This is a genomic window from Dactylosporangium sucinum, assembly GCF_014647515.1.
Classification (GTDB): domain Bacteria; phylum Actinomycetota; class Actinomycetes; order Mycobacteriales; family Micromonosporaceae; genus Dactylosporangium; species Dactylosporangium sucinum.
Map to the genome: position 1 here is coordinate 26844 of NZ_BMPI01000086.1, position 17654 is coordinate 44497.

The 17654-nt window shown below is 68.7% G+C and carries 16 protein-coding genes and 2 pseudogenes; 12 read left to right on the forward strand and 6 right to left on the reverse strand.

What is annotated here, in order from left to right; translation table 11 throughout:
• Positions 1-34: 34 nt before the first annotated feature.
• The gene (locus tag IEZ31_RS49000; RefSeq protein ID WP_190257015.1) at positions 35-1078 is read right to left on the reverse strand and encodes a phosphotriesterase family protein; all 1044 of its coding nucleotides are present in this window, start codon (positions 1076-1078) and stop codon (positions 35-37) included.
• A 5-nt stretch (positions 1079-1083) separates the two neighbouring features.
• A complete protein-coding gene (locus IEZ31_RS49005; protein WP_190257016.1) occupies positions 1084-2220 on the reverse strand; it encodes a methylenetetrahydrofolate reductase C-terminal domain-containing protein in 1137 nt (378 codons plus the stop codon).
• On the opposite strand from IEZ31_RS49005, the gene IEZ31_RS49010 reads away from it, so the two are divergent.
• Positions 2212-3072 carry a hypothetical protein gene (locus IEZ31_RS49010; RefSeq protein ID WP_190257017.1) on the forward strand — a complete coding sequence of 287 codons (861 nt, stop codon included), beginning with the start codon at positions 2212-2214 and terminating at the stop codon, positions 3070-3072. The two genes, IEZ31_RS49005 and IEZ31_RS49010, sit on opposite strands and share 9 nt — an antisense overlap.
• 17 nt (positions 3073-3089) lie before the next feature.
• On the opposite strand, the gene IEZ31_RS49015 is transcribed toward IEZ31_RS49010, so the two are convergent.
• Positions 3090-4463 (reverse strand): amidohydrolase family protein, encoded by a 1374-nt coding sequence (locus tag IEZ31_RS49015; RefSeq protein ID WP_190257018.1) that lies wholly within the window; start codon positions 4461-4463, stop codon positions 3090-3092.
• A gap of 228 nt (positions 4464-4691) precedes the next feature.
• Here IEZ31_RS49015 and IEZ31_RS49020 point away from each other — a divergent pair, with 228 nt between their 5' ends.
• Positions 4692-5132 carry a cupin domain-containing protein gene (locus tag IEZ31_RS49020; RefSeq protein ID WP_190257019.1) on the forward strand — a complete coding sequence of 147 codons (441 nt, stop codon included), beginning with the start codon at positions 4692-4694 and terminating at the stop codon, positions 5130-5132.
• Entirely contained in the window at positions 5129-6244 is a 1116-nt protein-coding gene (locus tag IEZ31_RS49025; RefSeq protein ID WP_229837036.1) for an acetamidase/formamidase family protein, read from the forward strand. The genes IEZ31_RS49020 and IEZ31_RS49025 overlap by 4 nt, the downstream gene beginning before the upstream one ends.
• Before the next feature lie 321 nt (positions 6245-6565).
• On the opposite strand, the gene IEZ31_RS49030 is transcribed toward IEZ31_RS49025, so the two are convergent.
• A complete protein-coding gene (locus IEZ31_RS49030; RefSeq protein WP_190257020.1) occupies positions 6566-7270 on the reverse strand; it encodes an IclR family transcriptional regulator in 705 nt (234 codons plus the stop codon).
• Between the two features lie 283 nt (positions 7271-7553).
• Here IEZ31_RS49030 and IEZ31_RS49035 point away from each other — a divergent pair, with 283 nt between their 5' ends.
• The 9 genes and pseudogenes from IEZ31_RS49035 (at position 7554) to IEZ31_RS49070 (ending at position 16716) form a co-directional block, all read left to right on the forward strand.
• Positions 7554-8099: a cucumopine synthase-related protein gene (locus IEZ31_RS49035; protein ID WP_190257021.1), complete on the forward strand. Its 546-nt coding sequence runs from the start codon at positions 7554-7556 to the stop codon at positions 8097-8099.
• Between the two features lie 26 nt (positions 8100-8125).
• On the forward strand, positions 8126-8554 hold the full coding sequence (locus IEZ31_RS49040) for a hypothetical protein (RefSeq protein ID WP_190257022.1): 429 nt from the start codon (positions 8126-8128) through the stop codon (positions 8552-8554).
• Positions 8555-8615: 61 nt separating this feature from the next.
• On the forward strand, positions 8616-10166 hold the full coding sequence (locus tag IEZ31_RS49045; RefSeq protein ID WP_190257023.1) for an ABC transporter substrate-binding protein: 1551 nt from the start codon (positions 8616-8618) through the stop codon (positions 10164-10166).
• 31 nt (positions 10167-10197) lie between these two features.
• Positions 10198-11148: an ABC transporter permease gene (locus IEZ31_RS49050; RefSeq protein WP_190257024.1), complete on the forward strand. Its 951-nt coding sequence runs from the start codon at positions 10198-10200 to the stop codon at positions 11146-11148.
• 11 nt (positions 11149-11159) lie between these two features.
• Positions 11160-11936, forward strand: a complete 777-nt coding sequence (locus IEZ31_RS49055) for an ABC transporter permease (RefSeq protein WP_190257025.1) — start codon at positions 11160-11162, stop codon at positions 11934-11936.
• Positions 11933-13693: an ABC transporter ATP-binding protein gene (locus tag IEZ31_RS49060; protein WP_190257026.1), complete on the forward strand. Its 1761-nt coding sequence runs from the start codon at positions 11933-11935 to the stop codon at positions 13691-13693. Before IEZ31_RS49055 ends, IEZ31_RS49060 begins: the two co-directional genes overlap by 4 nt.
• A gap of 33 nt (positions 13694-13726) precedes the next feature.
• Positions 13727-14173: pseudogene (locus IEZ31_RS57790) on the forward strand (amidohydrolase family protein); the annotation flags it as partial.
• Positions 14174-14335: 162 nt separating this feature from the next.
• Positions 14336-15874, forward strand: coding sequence for a histidine ammonia-lyase (gene hutH, locus IEZ31_RS49065; RefSeq protein ID WP_229837042.1), 1539 nt, complete (start codon positions 14336-14338; stop codon positions 15872-15874).
• A gap of 173 nt (positions 15875-16047) precedes the next feature.
• Positions 16048-16716 (forward strand): ISL3 family transposase, encoded by a 669-nt coding sequence (locus tag IEZ31_RS49070; protein ID WP_190257028.1) that lies wholly within the window; start codon positions 16048-16050, stop codon positions 16714-16716.
• Positions 16717-16840: 124 nt separating this feature from the next.
• Here IEZ31_RS49070 and IEZ31_RS57795 read toward each other — a convergent pair.
• Positions 16841-16978 (reverse strand): annotated as a pseudogene (locus tag IEZ31_RS57795) (transposase); the annotation flags it as partial.
• A 13-nt stretch (positions 16979-16991) separates the two neighbouring features.
• On the reverse strand, positions 16992-17654 hold a 663-nt coding region (locus IEZ31_RS49075; protein ID WP_229837037.1), incomplete at its 5' end, for a transposase.

The window sequence follows — 17654 nt, forward strand, 5'->3', positions numbered from 1 at the left end:
TCGTCGTCGGTCGGTGCGGCGGTGCGGGCCGGGGTCATCGTGCACGCTCCAGCGCCCGACGAGGGTTGTCGACGCGCATGCTGGCGATCTCGGCGTCGGAGACCCCGAGCGCGGCCAGCCGGGGAACCACGTTTCGGCTCAGGTGCCGTAGACCCCACCCGCCATGCGCGATGAACTGCGGCTTCATGCACAGGTCATGACTGAGCAGGACCTGATCGACGAACCCGCGATCGAGCAGGACCTGCACCATGTGGTAGCGGTCCTGGTCGTGTGATCGACGCGGATAGTCGCCGCCCCGGCGGGCCGAGATCGCCCACTGCTCCATCCCGAAGGTGTCGAGCTCGACGAAGACGCCTCGTTCCGCGGCCAGCAGCGCAAACTCGGGCTCCGGCCGTTCGTCGACGTGACTGACCACCACCTTCCGCGGGTCCACACCCAGGTCCAGCACGTAGTCGATCGCCGGCAGCGTGCCGAGCGGATCGGGGAAGATCGACCGGTGGATGTTGAGGGCGACACCGGTCTGCATCTGGGCCAGGGCAGCGCCGTGCAGTACCTTCAACTCGGCGGCGGTCGGCGTGTTGCTGGTACCGATCTCGCCGATGATCCCCGCCCGAATGCCCGTGGTACCGACCCCGACTTCGATCTCCTCGACGAGGACGTCTCTGATCACCTCGGGTGGTACGTGCTTGATGAACGGCGAATGGGCGAATTCGACGTACTCGCCACATCCCATCACGATGTTGACGCCCGTCATCTGCGACATGGTCTTCAGGGCGACGGGGTCCCGGCCGATGCCCGGGATCGACAGTTCGACAACCGTGTGGCTGCCGAACTCCTTGAGCGTGCGCAACTCGTGCAGCGCCACGTGCAGGTCGGTCTGGAACATCGGCTCGCGGTAGGAGAACGGGGCCAGTTGTACGTCGCCACGCGCCTGGAGGTCGTACGGCTTGGTGAACTCCTCGAGCAGTCCCGGGTCTTCCGGCGGTACCCACTGCGCGGTGGCGTTGGCGATGAGGTGCTCGTGAGGCAGCACGATGCCCAACTCGGCCGCGCTGACGTCACCGAGAACGGTGGTCACATGGCTCACGCCGCGACCCGCTGCCCGGAGAGACCCGCCTTCTCGAGCACGGCGCCGAGGATGTCGGCCTGTTCGGCGGAGGCGGTGAGCGCGTTGGTACGACCCGTCACCGGCGCCAGCAGGCAACCGGAGACGCCCGGACTGTGCGCGAGCTCGGCGACGGTCTCGGCCGCGATCGCGATCCCTTCGGCACCGGGATCGGCGGATCTGCGCAGCCGGGCGAGGGTCTGCTCGGGGATCGAGAAGCCACGCAGTCCCGCGTTGACCCGGCGTGCGGTCGGCTCGTCGGGCAGCACCGCCACGCCCCCGAGGAGGAAGAACTCCGGGACACCGGCCCGGGTCTCGTTGACGTCGGCCAGAAATCGGCGCCACAGCGGCAGATCGAAGATGTGCTGGGTGATCAAGAAGTCGGCGCCCACCTCCACCTTGCGCAAGACGTGCCGGGGGCGCCGATCGTACGGCGGGGCGAAGGGATGGGCCGCCGCCCCGATCAGGTAACGCGGGGCGGATTCGACCTCCCGCCCGTTGTCCAGACGACCGTGGTCACGCAGATCCGCCGCCACGCGGATCAGCCGGGTGCTGTCGAGATCGAAGACCGGCCGCGCCTGCGGGCTGTCACCGACCTCGACGTGGTTGCCCGTGACGACAAGCACGTTGGAGACGCCGAGGCTGGCCACGCCGAGCAGGTCACCCTGCAACGCGATCCGGTTACGGTCCCGGCAGCTGAAGGTAGGCATTGCCTCGACGCCGGCCCGAAGCAGGTGCGCCGTCGCGGCGACGTTGCCCATGTGCACGTTGGCCCCGGAGTGGTCGGTGACGGAGACGACGTCGGCGAGGTCGGCCAGAGTCCGGGCGGCGGCCGTGAACGAGGAGGCGTCCGCGGTGTCGGCGCCGTTGACCTCGGCAACAATCATGAATCTGCCGGCCCGCAACCCCTGCTCGAACATCCCGCCGCTGCGCGGCACGGCGGCGCCGCTGCCATCCCGCGGCTCCAACTGCCCGACGGCCTCCTGCGTCCCGTCGATGAACGTGCAGCGGACGCTTGGGCGGATCTCGCAGCCGCCGTCGCCGCCGACGCCTCCGCAGGGGCCGATCTGCATGGACTTCGGACAGGTCTCCAGGAGCGGTAGCACGTGCTGCATCGGGGGTCCCTTCTTGCGACCTATACTGCTCGGGTGCGGGTAGGCGTCTTGTTAGCAGGTCCGGCGGGTGACGGCGGCTTCGTCGACGGCGCGCTGGAGGCAGTGGCAGGCGCCACCGCCGCAGGCGCCGATATCGATCTACGTCACGGTGCACCCGAGCTGCCGGACCCGTCGTGGGACGCGGTGGTGTGCCATGGCATCCAGCATCTGGACTGGGTGCGCCGCCACCGCACGACCTACCGTCGCATCGTGCTGACCGATCGTCCTCCGACCCGCGACGGCCTCGAAGGTGTGACGCTCGTGGACTGGTGCTGGGACCAGGCGGGCTACTGCGCCGGTGCCTTCGCGGCCACACTCGCCGGCGGCGACCCGATCGGCCTGATCGCCGGCCCACCCGTGCTGACCCAGCGGCGGATGGCTTCCGCGTACGCCGCCGGAGCGATGAGCGCCCGTGGCGGTCCGGTCATGGTGCATCACCTCACCACGTTCGAGGACCGGGCGGGAGGCGAGTCGTCCGGGAAGCTGCTGGCAGGGCCGGGCGGGTGCGCCGTGGTGGCGCATTCGGCCGATGCCGCGGGGGCCGCCGGATGCGCCAGCGCGCGAAAGCACGGTGCCGCGACGGTCGGCTTCCTCGGGAGCCTGGACGACCACGTGGCGTTCGTGCGGAGCGACATCGCCGGGGTCGTGGGGGAGATTCTGCGCCGGCTGCACGGGGACGAGGAACTGCCTGCCGTCCTCGCGTGCGGGCTGGACTCGGGCTATCTCGACCTGATGCTCGCCGAAGGGTCGCCGCCGGAGCTGCACCAGGCCGTCGAGCGGGCCAAGGCAGATGTCCGTGCGGGCGTGCTCTGACGCGTCGCCGGTGCGGCTCATCCAGTCGCCGCCAGCGCGAGCGCGCGAAGCCGGGTGTGCAGTTCCTGCGAGGCGCGGCCGGCAAGAGGATTCGTGGAGCGTCCCTGCCGGCTGACCAACTCGCCACCGACGTACACGTCTCGCAGGTTGCGCAGCCCACAGGCCAACACGTAGCTCGCGATCGGATCCCAAACCGGGCCGACGTCGGGAGAACGGGGGTCGACCACCACGAAGTCGGCGTACTTACCGACCTCGAGACTGCCGACCACGTCCTCGACGCCGATCACCTCCGCGGACCCGAGAGTATGCATGCGCAGCATCTGGCCCGGGGACAGCTGAGTGGGCGAACCCGTCACGGCCCGCAGCATGTACAGACCCATCCTCATGTTCTGCCACGGGTCCGCCAGATCGGTGCACGACTGGTCGTCAAGGCCCACACCCACCCGCATGCCGCCGGCCCGGACCGTAGGAATGTCCGCGACACCTGAGGCGAGCCGGCCGTTGGCGGTGGGCTGCCAGGACATGGCGCACCCCGCGGCCGCGGCGCGGGCAACGATCTCCGGCGTGGCCTGGACGAAATGCCCGAACACCAGGTCCGGGCCGAGTGCCCCCGCCTGTTCGTACCAGTCGAACTTCTCCCGTTGCTGTTCGAGATGCTCGCGGGTTTCGAGGAAGTGTGGCTGGTTCAGGAGGTTGAACCGTCGCATGGCGGCGACCTCCAGGACGGCCGTGCCTCGATCCGCGGACCACTGGACGCCCCCGCTGATCGCGGTGCGCAAGTAGTACCGGGGATCTGCGCCCTGCCCGTAGCGGACAACGTCTCCGAGCCGGTCCAGGACCTCCTGTTCGGTACCCACGAATTCGTCGAGCTGGACGCTGTTGACGAAGCGCAGACCGGCGTCGGCCTTGGCGTCGGCCTGGCGGAAGGCGTACTCCGGGGGACGCAGCTCGCTGCCCGTCCTGCGCTGGCCCTGCTGAAGGGGTTCGAACCGCAGCCGGGTGTCGCAGAAGTCGTAGGCGGTGGTGACGCCGGCACCGAGGAAGTCCAGTGCGCCGTGCAGCGTGCACCAGTAGATGTCGTCGGGGGAGCAGTGCCGGGTGGTCCGGTACATGGCCTCGGCCCATCCGTACAGCGTCTGGTCCGTGCCGAGTCCGCGCGACCCGCTGGTGAACAGATGACTGTGCGAGGACACGAAGCCGGGACCGACGAAGGCACCTGCCACGTCCAGCCGTGCCGTCGAGGGCTCGGCCCGAGGTGTGGCACCCGTACCGAGGTCCGCGATGCGGCCTGCCGAGTCAACCAGCAACCATCCGTCGGGCAGTGCCGCGCATCCGTCGGCGGAGGGGACGATCAGCGTCGCGCTGGACACCAGCAACTGCGTGACGGGCATGTGGCTCCTTCAACCGGGTCGATGGCCGTGCCGGCACCGGGCCCGGCAAGCGATGAGATGGTTGTATACATTCGACATGTCGACCACATTAAGTTGCTGTTTCCGCTCGCGGCTATTGGCCTCTAGCAGCAACTTTCGCTTGACGAGCGCGCTGCGAGCTGCGGTATACATTCATCCAGCGCGCAGGCGAATGCCTACATGGAAGTCCCGTTACCCCGAAGGAGAACCATGAGCGGTGACAGGCCGATCGTCCGGAAGCTGGCCGAGATCCCGGCACACTTGATCTCCCCGGGAGACACCGTGCGGCTCGCCGAACTGGCCGGACCGGTGCACGGCACGAGCGCCAGCGTGTTCCTCGAGATCTGGGACCCTGCGGGAGCCCAGCCAGTGAACTCCCACGAGGAGTCCGCCGAGGTCTTCATCGTGTTACGGGGAGAGGCGACGGCATATAGCGACGACGAAGCCGTGGATCTCGTGCCCGGCGACATCCTGGTCCTGCAACCGGGCTCGGAGCATCGAATCGTCAACACCAGCGCGACCGAGCGGCTGTACACGATCACCGTGATGGCCAAGGACAACGGGTTTGCCAAGCTCGTGACCGATGGGACGCCCGTTGGGCTCAGTCACGAAGACCGGCGGGCCCTGGTGTCGTCGGACGATCCCGCGTGACCACGACGAGCCCGGTGCTGCAGCCCGAGAGCGGCACGGTGACATCACCGGCGGGTGCCCGTGCGGGCTACCTGCCGGCGATGCCCCGGACGGTCCTATGGGGTCGGTTGCCCTGCGCCACGGACCAGCCGGCGGTGACGATCGATCCCGGTACCAGCCTGGTGATCGACACCGTCAGCCACGAAGGCATCCTGGAGGACCAGGGGCGCGATCCATACGCGTTCTTCACTCACCGTGGAATCCCTGCGTCGCAGATCCTCCGCGATGCGGCAACAGTGGCCGCCGAGGTCGACCATGACCCATCGGCCGACGGGCCGCACGTGGTGACGGGCCCGATCGAGGTACGCGGAGCAAGACCGGGCGACATACTGTCGATGACCGTCGAGGATCTGCAGCTGCGGTGCCGCTACGGCGTGGTCTCCAACCGGCACGGGCGCGGCGCCCTGCCGGACGAGTTTCCGCTCGGCGGCTCGGCCGAGACCGTGTCGATTTTGTGCAGGGTGGAACACGATCACCGGGCCGGGCTGCACGGGTCGATGCCCGTCGCGCCGGGATCGGCCCGGAACGTCCGCTTCCCCCTCGCCCCTTTCCTCGGCACGATGGGTGTCGCCGTCGCGCAGCGGCATCGTCCAAACTCGGTGCCGCCGGGGGCACACGGCGGCAATATCGACGTCGCTCTGCTCACCCGAGGCGCCACGCTGCATGTGCCGGTACAGGTACCGGGCGCGCTGGCCTACGTGGGAGACCCCCATTTCGCCCAAGGCGACGGCGAGGTCGCGCTGACCGCCTTCGAGGCGCCGCTACGGGCGCGCATCCGCTTCGACGTCGTGCCCGCCGAGGAGTTCCCCGCCCGGCCCCTGTGGGCCGAGACAGCGGATCTCCTGGTGCCGATCGGTCTCCACCACGATCTCGCCGACGCCATGCGGCAGTGCGTACGGGCCGCGGTGCAGATGCTCGTGGACCGTGGCATGCACCCAGCGCACGCCTATGCGTACCTTTCTGCGGCCGGAGACTTTGCGATTTCGCAGGTGGTTGACCAGGTCACCGGGGTGCACGGCAAGATCCGGAAGTCGGACCTCGCCGAGTTGCTGCTGCCGACTTCGGGTTTGTAGTGCCTATTTTCGACTGTTTTGTGGTGGAGGGTCGGCGTTCGTGGTCGCGGGCGAGGCGTCGGCTGAGCGCCAGGCGATCGCGTGCTGGACCGGCGGCGGTCCCAGCGCCGCCGCGTCGTACTCGTCCCCACCACCACGTCGGCGGCGAACGCCCGTGCTGTGCCGAGGATCGCATCGAAGGCGATGTCTACGCTAGTACCGGCGAAGGGCGACGCCACCGTGTTGTCCTTACCGCTGCGCTCGGCGCGGACCGCGCCGCGGCCCGGGGCGTCCGAGCGTAGGCCGCGGCCGTACCGAGAACCGGTGCTGCGGGGCGCGTGGTCAGCGAGTTCCGACGAGGTGGGCCGGTGCGCCGAGGCTCGAGGAGAGTGTGCTGGCGTGGCGGACGAGTGCCTGGCCGAAGCGTTCCACGTCAGGCTCCGACGTCCGGTATGTGGGGGCGTTGATGCTGATGGCGCCGAGGATGGTGCCGTCGTGGCCGATGATCGGCGCGGCGACGGCGGTGACGTCGCTGTCCGGCCGCTGCGAGGTGACGTACCCGCGGGGCGTCGGCTTCCCGTCGAGCGCAGCGCCGAGCGCCGTGTCCTTGCGGGGAATCGTCCGGCCTGTCCAGGTGATGGTCTGCACCTGTCGGGTGCTGGCGACCTGGCGCAGGTAGAGCACCTGGTCCTTGCCGGCCGCGACGCCCAGGCTGGCGGTCTCGCCGGTCTCCTCGACCAGCGCGTGCAGGTGGGGCCCCACGAGCTCGTAGAGGGGCTCCTCGCGCAGGGTCGCCGCGGCAATCTGCTTCATTCGCGAACCGGCCCAGTGTCGGCCATCGCTGTCACGACGGATCAGCTGGTGCTGTGCCAGGGTGGAGAGCAGGCGTGAGGCGGTGCTCGGTGACAGGCCGGTCGCTCGGGCGAGATCGCTCAGGGTGCCGTTCGTGGTCCCTTCCAGCAGGGTCATCAGCAGTGCGAGCGCTCGGTCGACGGTACGGGTCGACGAGACGTCGCCCGGCGTCGACGGTTCGGTGACTTTGGCCACAGTAACGTCCTCTAGCCTTCCATGCAACAGCATCCAGTTTCGCTAGGTGGCAAGTATCGCCGACTCCGGGCGCCGCGTCCAGTCGGCCTCGTGCGGTGTTTTGTCCCGCCTGAGCGGTCACGAAACGCGCAGGTAATCCGTTTGGATTTTCGTCGAAACGCCCTGGCGGCCTTGGCCTCGGCCGCCAAGGAGCTTTTCACTAGATGACAATACATGCTGCTCCTTGACAGTGCTCTGAAGGCGCGCCTAGCGTCGCCGCATCAGTTCGACAAAGGAGCAGTGCATGCCGGCAAAGGCGGAAATCCGAAAGATCGCGACGTCGGTAGAGGACGTCATCGCCCTGCTCGACGCGGAGCGTGACGCCATTTGGGAATGCCCGCCCGACGAGGTGATGGCGATGTGCCGCGGCGAGATCCCCCGCGGCACGGGTACCAAGAACACCTACCTGACGACGTTGATCTTCGCGGAGAACGAGCTGCGGACCTTTACCGACGAGATCCTCTGGTTCGCCTGGGAGCTCGCCGCCGTCAAGGAGGGCGCCGACCTGCGCACGCTGCAGCTCTATATGGACGAGATGTGCCAGTACAAGGCAAACATGATCGACTTCGTCGGCCTCCCGCGCGCCGGCGAGTTGGTCAAGGAGTACGTAGGCGGGGTCAACGCCTGCAAGACGCTGGACGAGTTCGCCCGACTCACTGGTGCGGCTATGACCTATATCAATCGGCTGCACGGCTGGGTGGACATGGCGTTCCCGTGGGGCGTCACCCATGGATACACGCGCTCCAACCCGCTCGACAAGATCGTCAAGGCAGCCCGCGCGGCCCAGTAGTTCCCTCCGGCAGATTGGATTTGATCATGAAGTTGCAGTTCAACGTGGACGGCGAAGACGTCGCGATCCTTGAAATCTGGGAGGAAAAGGTTCCGGGTGTCGCCGCGAAGATCCGTGAGGCGCTTCCCTTCACCTCGTTCCTCCAGCACGGCAAGATCGCCGGCGACCTGCTCCTGATCCAGACGAAGATCATGGCCGCCTGGGAGAACGTCTACTACCCGGAGGACTTCGGTCCGGAGTGGAAAGCGACCAAGGGCGACGTGCGCGGCGCGGTCTCCTTCTACGGCCCCCGTCAACAGATGTCCATTGTGTACGGAAGCGACCTCGCCTCGGAGCCGCTGCCGGTCTCCTCGATCGGTGAGGTGATCGAAGGACACGACAAGCTCGAACTGATCGGCACGAAGGCGTGGCTCGAGCCCGGCGCCAAAGTCCGCGTCTCGCTGTACGAGGAGTAGCCGCCTCGCCGCGAAGCATCCGCCCTGCCGGCATTTCCATACACCGTGCAAAGGAGTTTCAATGAAACGAAATGTGCGCCGGGCGGCGATCGTGGCATGCCTCGGTCTCCTGCTCGCCGCCTGCAGCTCAGGCGCCGACACCACACCCTCCACCACCGCGCCCACCGCGAAGCCGTCGCCGGGTGGCACGCTGCGCGTCGGCATCAGCGCGCTCAACAGCGCTGACTCACTCGACCCAGCCAGGGCGACGACCGTCGGCGGCTACGCGATCGCGCGGCAGCTCTTCGATACCCTGACCGAGTACGGCACCGCCGGTACGGTAGTGCCGCGGCTGGCCGAGTCCGTCATGGCAGGCACAACCGCCGATATCTGGACGGTGAAGCTGCGCCAGGCCACCTGGCACGACGGCAAGCCGGTGACCGCTGACGACGTCATCTACTCCATCAAGCGCATCCTGAACCCGGCCGACCCGTTGCCCCCGGCGAGCTCGCTGCCGTTCGTGGACGCGGAGAAGGTGACGAAAGTCGACGACCGGACGGTGCAGTTCGCCCTCAAGTACCCGACGATGGTGTTCCCGGACGCGCTGACCTCGCCGACCATGGCGATCGTGCCGACCGGGTTCGACCCGAAGAGCCCGATCGGGTCCGGGCCATTCAAACTGGACGCTTTCACCGCCGGGCAGAAGGTCACCTTCACCAAGAACGCCAGCTACTTCAAGCCCGTCTACGCCGACAAGCTGGAGTTCATCAGCTTCGCCGACGGTACCGCTCAGGTCAACGCGCTGATCGGCAACCAGATCGAGGTCGCCTCCAGCATGGACTCCAGCCTGGTCCCGGTGGTGCAGGCGGCGGGCAGCGGCTACAAGGTCTTCGAGTATCCGACCAGCGGCACGTTGACCTGGCAGATGAACGTCCAGCAGAAGCCCTTCGACAATCCTAAGGTGCGCCAGGCGCTGCGGCTGGCGGTGGACCGGGCTCAGATCGTCGAGCAGGTCTACGGCGGGCACGCGGTCGTCGGCAACGACATCTTCTCACCCTTCGACGCCGGGTACGACAAGAGTCTGCCGCAGCGCGAGCGCAACCTAGCGGAGGCGAAGAAGCTGCTCACCGAGGCGGGGTTCCCGAACGGGGTGGAGGTGCAGCTGACCGCGGCCCCGATCCAGCCCACCGCCAACCGGCAGAACGACGTGCTGGTCCAGCAGGCCAAGGAGGCCGGCTTCACCATCCACTTCAACAAGGTCGACGCCGCCACCTACTACGGCGACGGCTACGGCACGTACCCGCTCTCGCTCTCCTTCTGGGGCCAGCTGTCGATCTTCGACCAGGCCGCCTTCACCATCGTCAACAACGCTCCGTACAACGCCACCAAATGGCAGAACGACGCGTACAACACCCTCTACGAGAAGGCGGTCCGCACGGTCGACGAGGCGGCCCGGATCGATCTGGTGCACCAGATGCAGAAGATCGAGTACGACGAGGGACCGTACGTGGTCGCGGTTTTCCTCAACAACATCTCCGGCTACAGCGCCAGGGTGTCCGGCTACAAGTCGTACCCGAACAGCGACGGCGCGAGCGGTTACAACTTCTACGAAGTGGGCTTCACCAGTCCGTGAGCAAGATCATCTGCGGAGGGTCGGTAGCGACATGAAGATCATCAAGAGGCTCGTGACCGCGCTGCTGATGCTGTTCGTCGTGTCGCTGCTGGTCTTTCTCTTTACCCAGGCCCTGCCGGGCGACATCGCCCGGCAGGTGCTCGGGCAGAACGCCACCCCGGACCAGATCGCCCGGCTGCGGCAGCAGCTGGGGCTTGACCAGTCGCTGTTGCACCAGTATCTCAACTGGGTCGGGAACCTCGCGAGGTTCGACCTCGGCACATCGCTGGCCTCGGGGAGCCCGGTCGGCGACCTCATCGGCACCCGCATCCTCAACTCCGCCACCCTCGTGGCGGCGACCGCGCTGCTGCTGTTTCCGTTGGCCCTGCTGCTGGGAACCGCCGCGGCCCGTCGCCCTGAGGGCCTCATCGACCAGGCCGTCTCCGCGGCCGCGCTCGTGGTCCTCGCCATCCCGGAGTTCATCATCGCCATCCTCGTCGTGGTCGTGCTCGCCACCAATGTGCTGCGCGTGCTGCCACCCACCTCGGTCGTCGACCCGGCGCACCCCGCGTGGCAGCAACCGGAGCTGCTCGCCCTGCCCACGCTCGCGTTGGTCGTCGGCTCGCTGCCGTACCTGACCGAGTCGGTCAAGACGACCCTGCGTGAAGAGTTGGCGAGCGAGCACGTGCTCTGGGCCCGGCTCTCCGGCGTCCCGGAGTGGCGCATCATCTGGCGCCACGGGTTGCCCAACACCATCGGGCCGAGCCTGCAGGTCGCAGCCACCACCCTGATCTACCTCACCGGCGGCATCGTCGCGGTGGAGACCGTCTTCGCCTTCCCCGGCTTGGGCTCGGCCCTGGTCGAGGCGGTCAACAACCGCGACATTCCCGTGGTACAGGCGATCACCATGCTGCTCGCCGCGATCGCCCTGCTCGTCTACGTCGTCGCCGACGTCGGCGGTGTACTCACCAACCCGCGGCTGCGCACCCGGAGGACGGCATGAATTGGCGTAGTGTGATCGGTGCCGCCGCCGCCCTGCTCGTCGTGTTGGCGGCACTGGTCGGACCCATCCTCATAACACACGACCCGTATGCCTTCGTCGGGCGGCCATTCCAAGCGCCCGGCAACGGACACCTGCTCGGCACGGACATCCTCGGCCGGGACGTGCTCAGCGGCCTGCTCGTCGGCGGGCGCGAATTCCTCGTCGAGGGGATCGTGGCGACGCTGCTCGGCGTCGGGGCGGGGCTCCTGGTGGGGGTGGCCCTCGCGCTCTCCCCGCGCCGCGTCGGTGCGCTGCTCCTCTCGGTCAACGACACGTTGATCATGCTGCCGCAAATCGTCATCGCGCTGCTCGTCCTCACCCGGCTCGGTGCCACGCCGCTCACGTTGGTCCTCGTGGTGGGCCTCTCCCACGTCCCGCAGTCGGCCCGGGTGCTGCGAACCGCAACGGCGCGAGTGATCGAGCAGGACTACTTCCACGTCGCCCGATCGCTCGGCGTCTCCCGGTTCCGTCTGGTCACCGGCGAGATCACACCCAACATCGCCGGGCATCTCCTGGTGGAGTTCGGCATCCGGCTCGCGATGTCGGTGGTGGTGCTCGCTTCCTTGAGCTACTTGGGTTTCGGCTCCACCGGAGTGAACTGGGGTCGGATGATTCACGACAACCAGGGCGGGCTGACCATCCAGCCGTGGGCGGTGCTCGCCCCCGTCATCGCGATCGGTGTCTTCCTCATCGGGATGAACCTGCTGCGCGACGGTCTCTCCCGCAGCTACACAAGGGAGCCGTCATGACCGTCGTCGTCTCCAACCTCGTGGTCACGCTGGCCGCGCCTCGCGGCACGGAGGTCGTGCTGCAGGGGGTGTCGCTGGCGGTGGCGCCCGGCGAGATCGTGGGGATCGCCGGTGAGACCGGCAGCGGCAAGACCACGCTCGGGCTCAGTCTGATCGGCTACACCCGGGCTGGGCTGCGGCAGGCCGGGGGAGAGGTCACGGTCGCCGGCACCTCCGTCACCGGCCGCACCGAACGCGCCCTGCGAGCGCTGCGTGGATCGACGGTGGCCTACGTACCGCAGGACCCGGCCACCGCGCTTAATCCCAGCCTGCGGCTGGGCACCGCGTTCCGCGAGATCCTGCGCGCGCACGGAATCCGCGACCGCGCGGAACAGGCCGGGCGGATGCGTGAGCTCTACACCGCCGTGCAGTTGCCCACCGAGCCAGACTTCGCCCGCCGCTTTCCGCACCAGCTATCCGGCGGGCAACAGCAGCGGGTGGCGATCGCCATGGCCTTCGCCTGCCGACCACAGCTCGTCATCATGGACGAGCCCACCACCGGACTGGACGTTGCCACCAAGGCAGCGGTGGTTGCCCTCGTCCGCGAGCTGAGCAAGCGCCAAGGCACCAGCGTGGTCTTCGTCAGCCACGACCTGCGGCTGCTGCTCTCCTTCACCGACCGCATCGCGGTGATGTACGCCGGGCGCATCGTGGAGGACGGCCCGACAAGCCAGATCGGCGTGGCGCCGGCACACCCGTACACGCGGGCGCTGCTCGCCGCGCTCCCCGACCCGGCCAGTCGCCGGGCGCTCACCGCCCTGCCCGGACGCAGCCCCAGCCCGAGTGAGCGCGGCACCGGCTGCGACTTCGCGCCGCGCTGCCATTTCACCACAACAGCCTGCACTGCCGAGGTTCCCGCAGTCGAAACAGTCACCCCCGACCACACCGCACGGTGCCGGGAACTTCCGCGGGTGCGGCACGCGACACCCCCGGCCGCACAACCATCTACTTCGGGCAGGCGCCGCCCCAACACGGCGTTGGTCGAGGTGCGTGGCCTTCGAGCCCGGCATGGGTCGCACGAGGTCACCACCGGCGTCGACCTCACTGTCGCGGCGGGCGAGTGCGTCGCCCTGGTGGGAGAGTCCGGCAGCGGCAAGACGACGATCGCGCGCAGTATCGCCGGCCTGCATACCAGCTATGGCGGCACCATTCACTTGGGCGGGACAGCGCTCGAGCGGAAGGTCACCGCGCGTAACCCAGCTCAGCAGAAGGCGATCCAGTACGTCTTCCAGAACCCCTACGCCTCGCTCAACCCGCGCCGCAGCGTGGGCCGGAGCATCGCGATGGCGGCACAGTGGCTGCGCCGCCTCGACCGGTGCGAGGCGATGGCCGAGGCGCTACGTCTGCTCGACGAAGTCGGGCTGCGCCGCGACCAGGCCGACCAACGCCCCGACCGGCTCAGCGGCGGCGAGCGGCAGCGGGTGGCGCTGGCGAGGGCCCTCGCCGCCCAGCCCGAGATGCTGATCTGCGACGAGGTGACCTCCTCTCTCGACCTCTCGGTGCAGGCCGGCATCGTCACGCTGCTCACCCGCCTACGGCGCGACCACGGTCTCGCCATGCTCTTCATCACGCACGACCTGGCGCTGATCCGCTCGGTCGCGGACCGGGTCGTCGTGCTGCACTCGGGCCGTATCGTCGAGGCCGGTCTCACCGACGTGGTGCTCGACGCGCCGCAGCACGCCTACACCCGCAGCCTGCTCAACGAGGAGACCGTCTGATGCCTGTCTCCGCGATCCACGATGGGGGCGTCTGCCTCATACGAGGCCTGCGTCGGCGCGCACGGGCTGACCCCAACCGCGCTGCTGGCCCAGGCCGGCCTGCTCGGACCGTTCACGACCGTGGTACACGCGACCCACCTCGACGCAGCCGGCGTGCGCACACTCGGCGCCGCGGGATGTGGCGTGTGCGTGTGCCCCACCACCGAGCGCGAACTCGCCGACGGTATCGGGCCGGCCCGGGCGGTCGTGGACGCTGGTGCCGTGCTGAGTCTCGGCTCCCACTCGCACGCCGTGGTGGACCTCTTCGAGGAGGCCCGTGCGGTCGAGCTGCACGAGCGGCTTCGCACGCAGCAGCGTGGCCACTTCGGGCCCGGCGCGCTGCTCGGGGCCGCCACCGTCGCCGGTCACCGCAGCCTGGGTTGGCCCGACGCGGGCGAGCTACGTCCGGGCGCCCGCGCCGACCTGGTCACCGTCTCACTGCGCCCCCGCGTGCACGCCAACCAGCTCGCCCTCGGTGGCGGCGGGCGGCTCGCGGTGGAGCTGGGCGCGGCGCCTGGTGCTCGACGCACCGACCGCGGTCGCGCTCGCCCACCGGCCCGGCGTCCCCATCATCCACTCGGCCCGGAGCAACGGAGAAGAAGCATGAGCACGGTGTACGTCACGCCACGCGTAGTGAGCCCCGCCGAGGTGCTCGCGGTCGCCCGGCAATCCCAGCGGGTTGAGCTGGCCGACTCCGCGGTCGCTGCCATGGCCGCCAGTCGCGCCATTGTTGACGCGATCGAACGCGACGGGCGCCCCGTCTACGGCGTCTCGACCGGGTTCGGGGCGCTCGCGAGTACGCCGATCGAGCCACAGCGTCGAGCGGAGCTGCAGCACGCGCTGATCCGCTCGCACGCAGCAGGGATCGGCGCGCCGATGCCACGTGAGGTGGTCCGGGCGATGATGCTGCTGCGGGTCCGCTCGCTCGCGCTCGGCCACTCCGGGGTCCGCCCGCAGGTCGCCGCCGCCCTGGTCGAGCTACTCAACCATGACGTCACGCCGTGGGTGCCCGAGCACGGCTCGCTCGGCGCTTCCGGTGACCTCGCCCCGCTCGCACACTGCGCGCTCGTGCTGCTCGGCGAGGGATGGGTGCTGGGCAAGGACGGCGACCGGCAGCCGGCGAGCGACGCCCTCGCCCAGGCCGGGCTGGCTCCGATCGCGCTCGCGGCGAAGGAAGGGCTCGCGCTGATCAACGGTACCGACGGCATGCTCGGCATGCTGCTGCTTGCACTCGATGACGCGCGCCACCTCCTCGCCATGGCGGACGTCACCGCGGCCCTCTCGATCGAAGCGATGCTCGGCTCCATCGGACCGTTCCAGCCCGAGCTGCACGCCATTCGGCCGCATCCGGGACAGGCCGCATCAGCGGCGAACATCCACCGCCTGCTGCAGCGCTCGGCCATCATGGACTCCCACCGCAACGACGTGACCCACGCAGTCCAGGACGCGTACTCGATGCGGTGTGCGCCCCAGGTAGCCGGCGCCGCTCGGGACACCCTCGACCACGCCAACATCGTCGCCGCCCGTGAACTGCTCTCCGTGGTCGACAACCCTGTGGTCCTCACCGACGGACGGGTCGAGTCGACCGGCAACTTCCACGGCGCGCCGCTGGGCTTCGCCGCCGACTTTCTCGCCATCGCGGCGGCGGAGGTGGGCGCCATTTCCGAGCGGCGGGTCGACCGTCTCCTAGACGTCACCCGCTCCCGAGACCTACCCCCGTTCCTCACCCCCGACCCCGGAGTCAACTCCGGCCTGATGATCGCCCAGTACACGGCGGCGGGCATCGTCGCGGAGAACCGGCGTCTCGCCGCACCCGCTTCTGTCGACTCCGTGCCGACCTCCGGCATGCAGGAGGACCACGTCTCAATGGGCTGGGCCGCCACCCGCAAACTACGCACCGTGCTGGACAACCTCACCAGCTTGCTCGCGGTCGAGTTGCTTGCCGGCGTTCGCGGTATCCAATTGCGCGCCCCCATGACACCCGCGCCGGCCGCCGCGATCGCCGTTGCCGAGGTAGCAGCCTTCGCCGGCATGCCCGGCCCAGACCTCTTCCTGGCACCCGTCCTCGAGTCAGCCCGCACTCTCATCGCCGAACGCGCATTCCGTGCCCGACTGGAGTCCGCCTGCGGTCCGCTGGACTAGCGTGCGTCGCCCCTACGAACGTTGGTCGATGCTTCCCAATCTGGCATCCAAGCATGCATGACATCGCCATCCGTCAAGCCCTGGGGGACTGTAAGAAAAACGGCTCTGGCGCAATGACGGTGGTGGCCGGGGTGATCGAAGTTCGCTGATCACGGTGCGGCAGGGTGTCGCCGGTGCGCTTCGATCTGATCAAGGTGTTGTTCCCCGGCCTGGCGTCCATAGTGGTCGATGATGTTGTTGACCAAGGTGGGACGGTATGTATTCGGGCGCGGACCCGGTCCGCGGCGGTGGCCTGCCCTGCGTGCGGACGGCGGACCAGGCGGGTGCATGCCTACCACGTGCGGCGGTTGGCGGACCTGCCGGTCGGTGGGCGTGGTGTGGTCCTCGAGCTGCGGGTGCGCCGTCTGGCGTGCCGTAACAGTGGGTGTGTCAGGCGGACGTTCCGGGAGCAGGTGCCGCGGCTGGCCGCCCGGTGGGCGCGGTGCACGCTGCGGCTGACGTCGCTGATCGCTAGGATCGGTGTGGCCGTGGCGGGTCGGGCGGGGGCTGCGGTGCTGTCGGGGTTCGGGACCCGGGTGTCGCGCTCGACCGTGCTGCGGCAGGTGATGGCATTGCCGATCCCGCACTTGCCGGCACCGGTGGTGGTCAGCGTGGACGACTTCGCGTTGCGGCGGGGACGCCGATACGCCAGCCTGATCATCGACGCGGTCACGCACCGCCGGGTCGATGTGCTGCCGGACCGTAAGGCTGCCACCCTCGCCGCGTGGCTGCGGGAGCATCCCGGCATCGAGGTGGTGTGCCGGGACGGGTCAGCTGCCTATGCCGAAGCGATCCGCCAATGATGCCCGCGGAGGGCTGCGGGTCACGGCCCTGCTGGACCCGCGCCTGCTCACGTAACGCAGCCAGCATCGCCTCGGTGACCTTGGCTTCCTCCCACTGCTTGAAGTGCCAGTAGACCGTCTGCCACGGCGGGAAGTCTGCCGGCAGGTACCGCCAGGCGCAGCCGGTCCGCGCCACGTACAGGATGCCGTCCACAATGGACCGCCGCGGGTGCGACTCCGGCCGGCCACCGGTCCTCGGGGCTGGGAGCAGCGGCTCGATCATCGCCCACCGCCCGTCAGTCAGGTCCGAAGGGTACCCCGCCGCGGCCGAAACACCCAGCCACCCTAGCGGTATCGATGCTGATGGTCACGTAGGCGGGCGGCATCGTCACCCGGGGCCAAGCGCTGGAAGTCCAAGGGGCGGTCCACGAACTGCGTCCGGATTCCAGAGCCGCGATCATCGAGTACGGCCAGCCCGGAATCATAGTGGCCTGGCCTTTGCCACGGCTGCCACGGCTGCGGGTGTGGCACAGGATCCGTTCCGGCGAGGTCTGTGCCTCCGGCCGCAGCCAGCATGTGATGTCTACGGCCAACACCAGCCGCCCGTCAGCAGCGCGCGGCAACGACACCCCGGCAAGCGCGGTCCGCAACCACTCGACGTCGATACGGCCATCGACCACCGCGACATCGGCCGAGCCATGACCACGACGGTGCTCAGCGACCAACGACAGTTCCGCGAGCAACCGCACCGGCCCGTCCGCACACAGCACGGCATCGGCCGCTCGAACACCGCATCCGCACGCGAGGTCAGACAAGCGTAGAACTCTTGCCGGAACCGTCGCAGCTCCCCCGAACGCCGCCCCACGAACCGGATCATGCACACTAGTGTTGCGTGATGCTGGTTGCGTTATGTCGGGTCGGTCGTCGATCCTGGTGTGATGCTGACCGAAGGCCAGCTC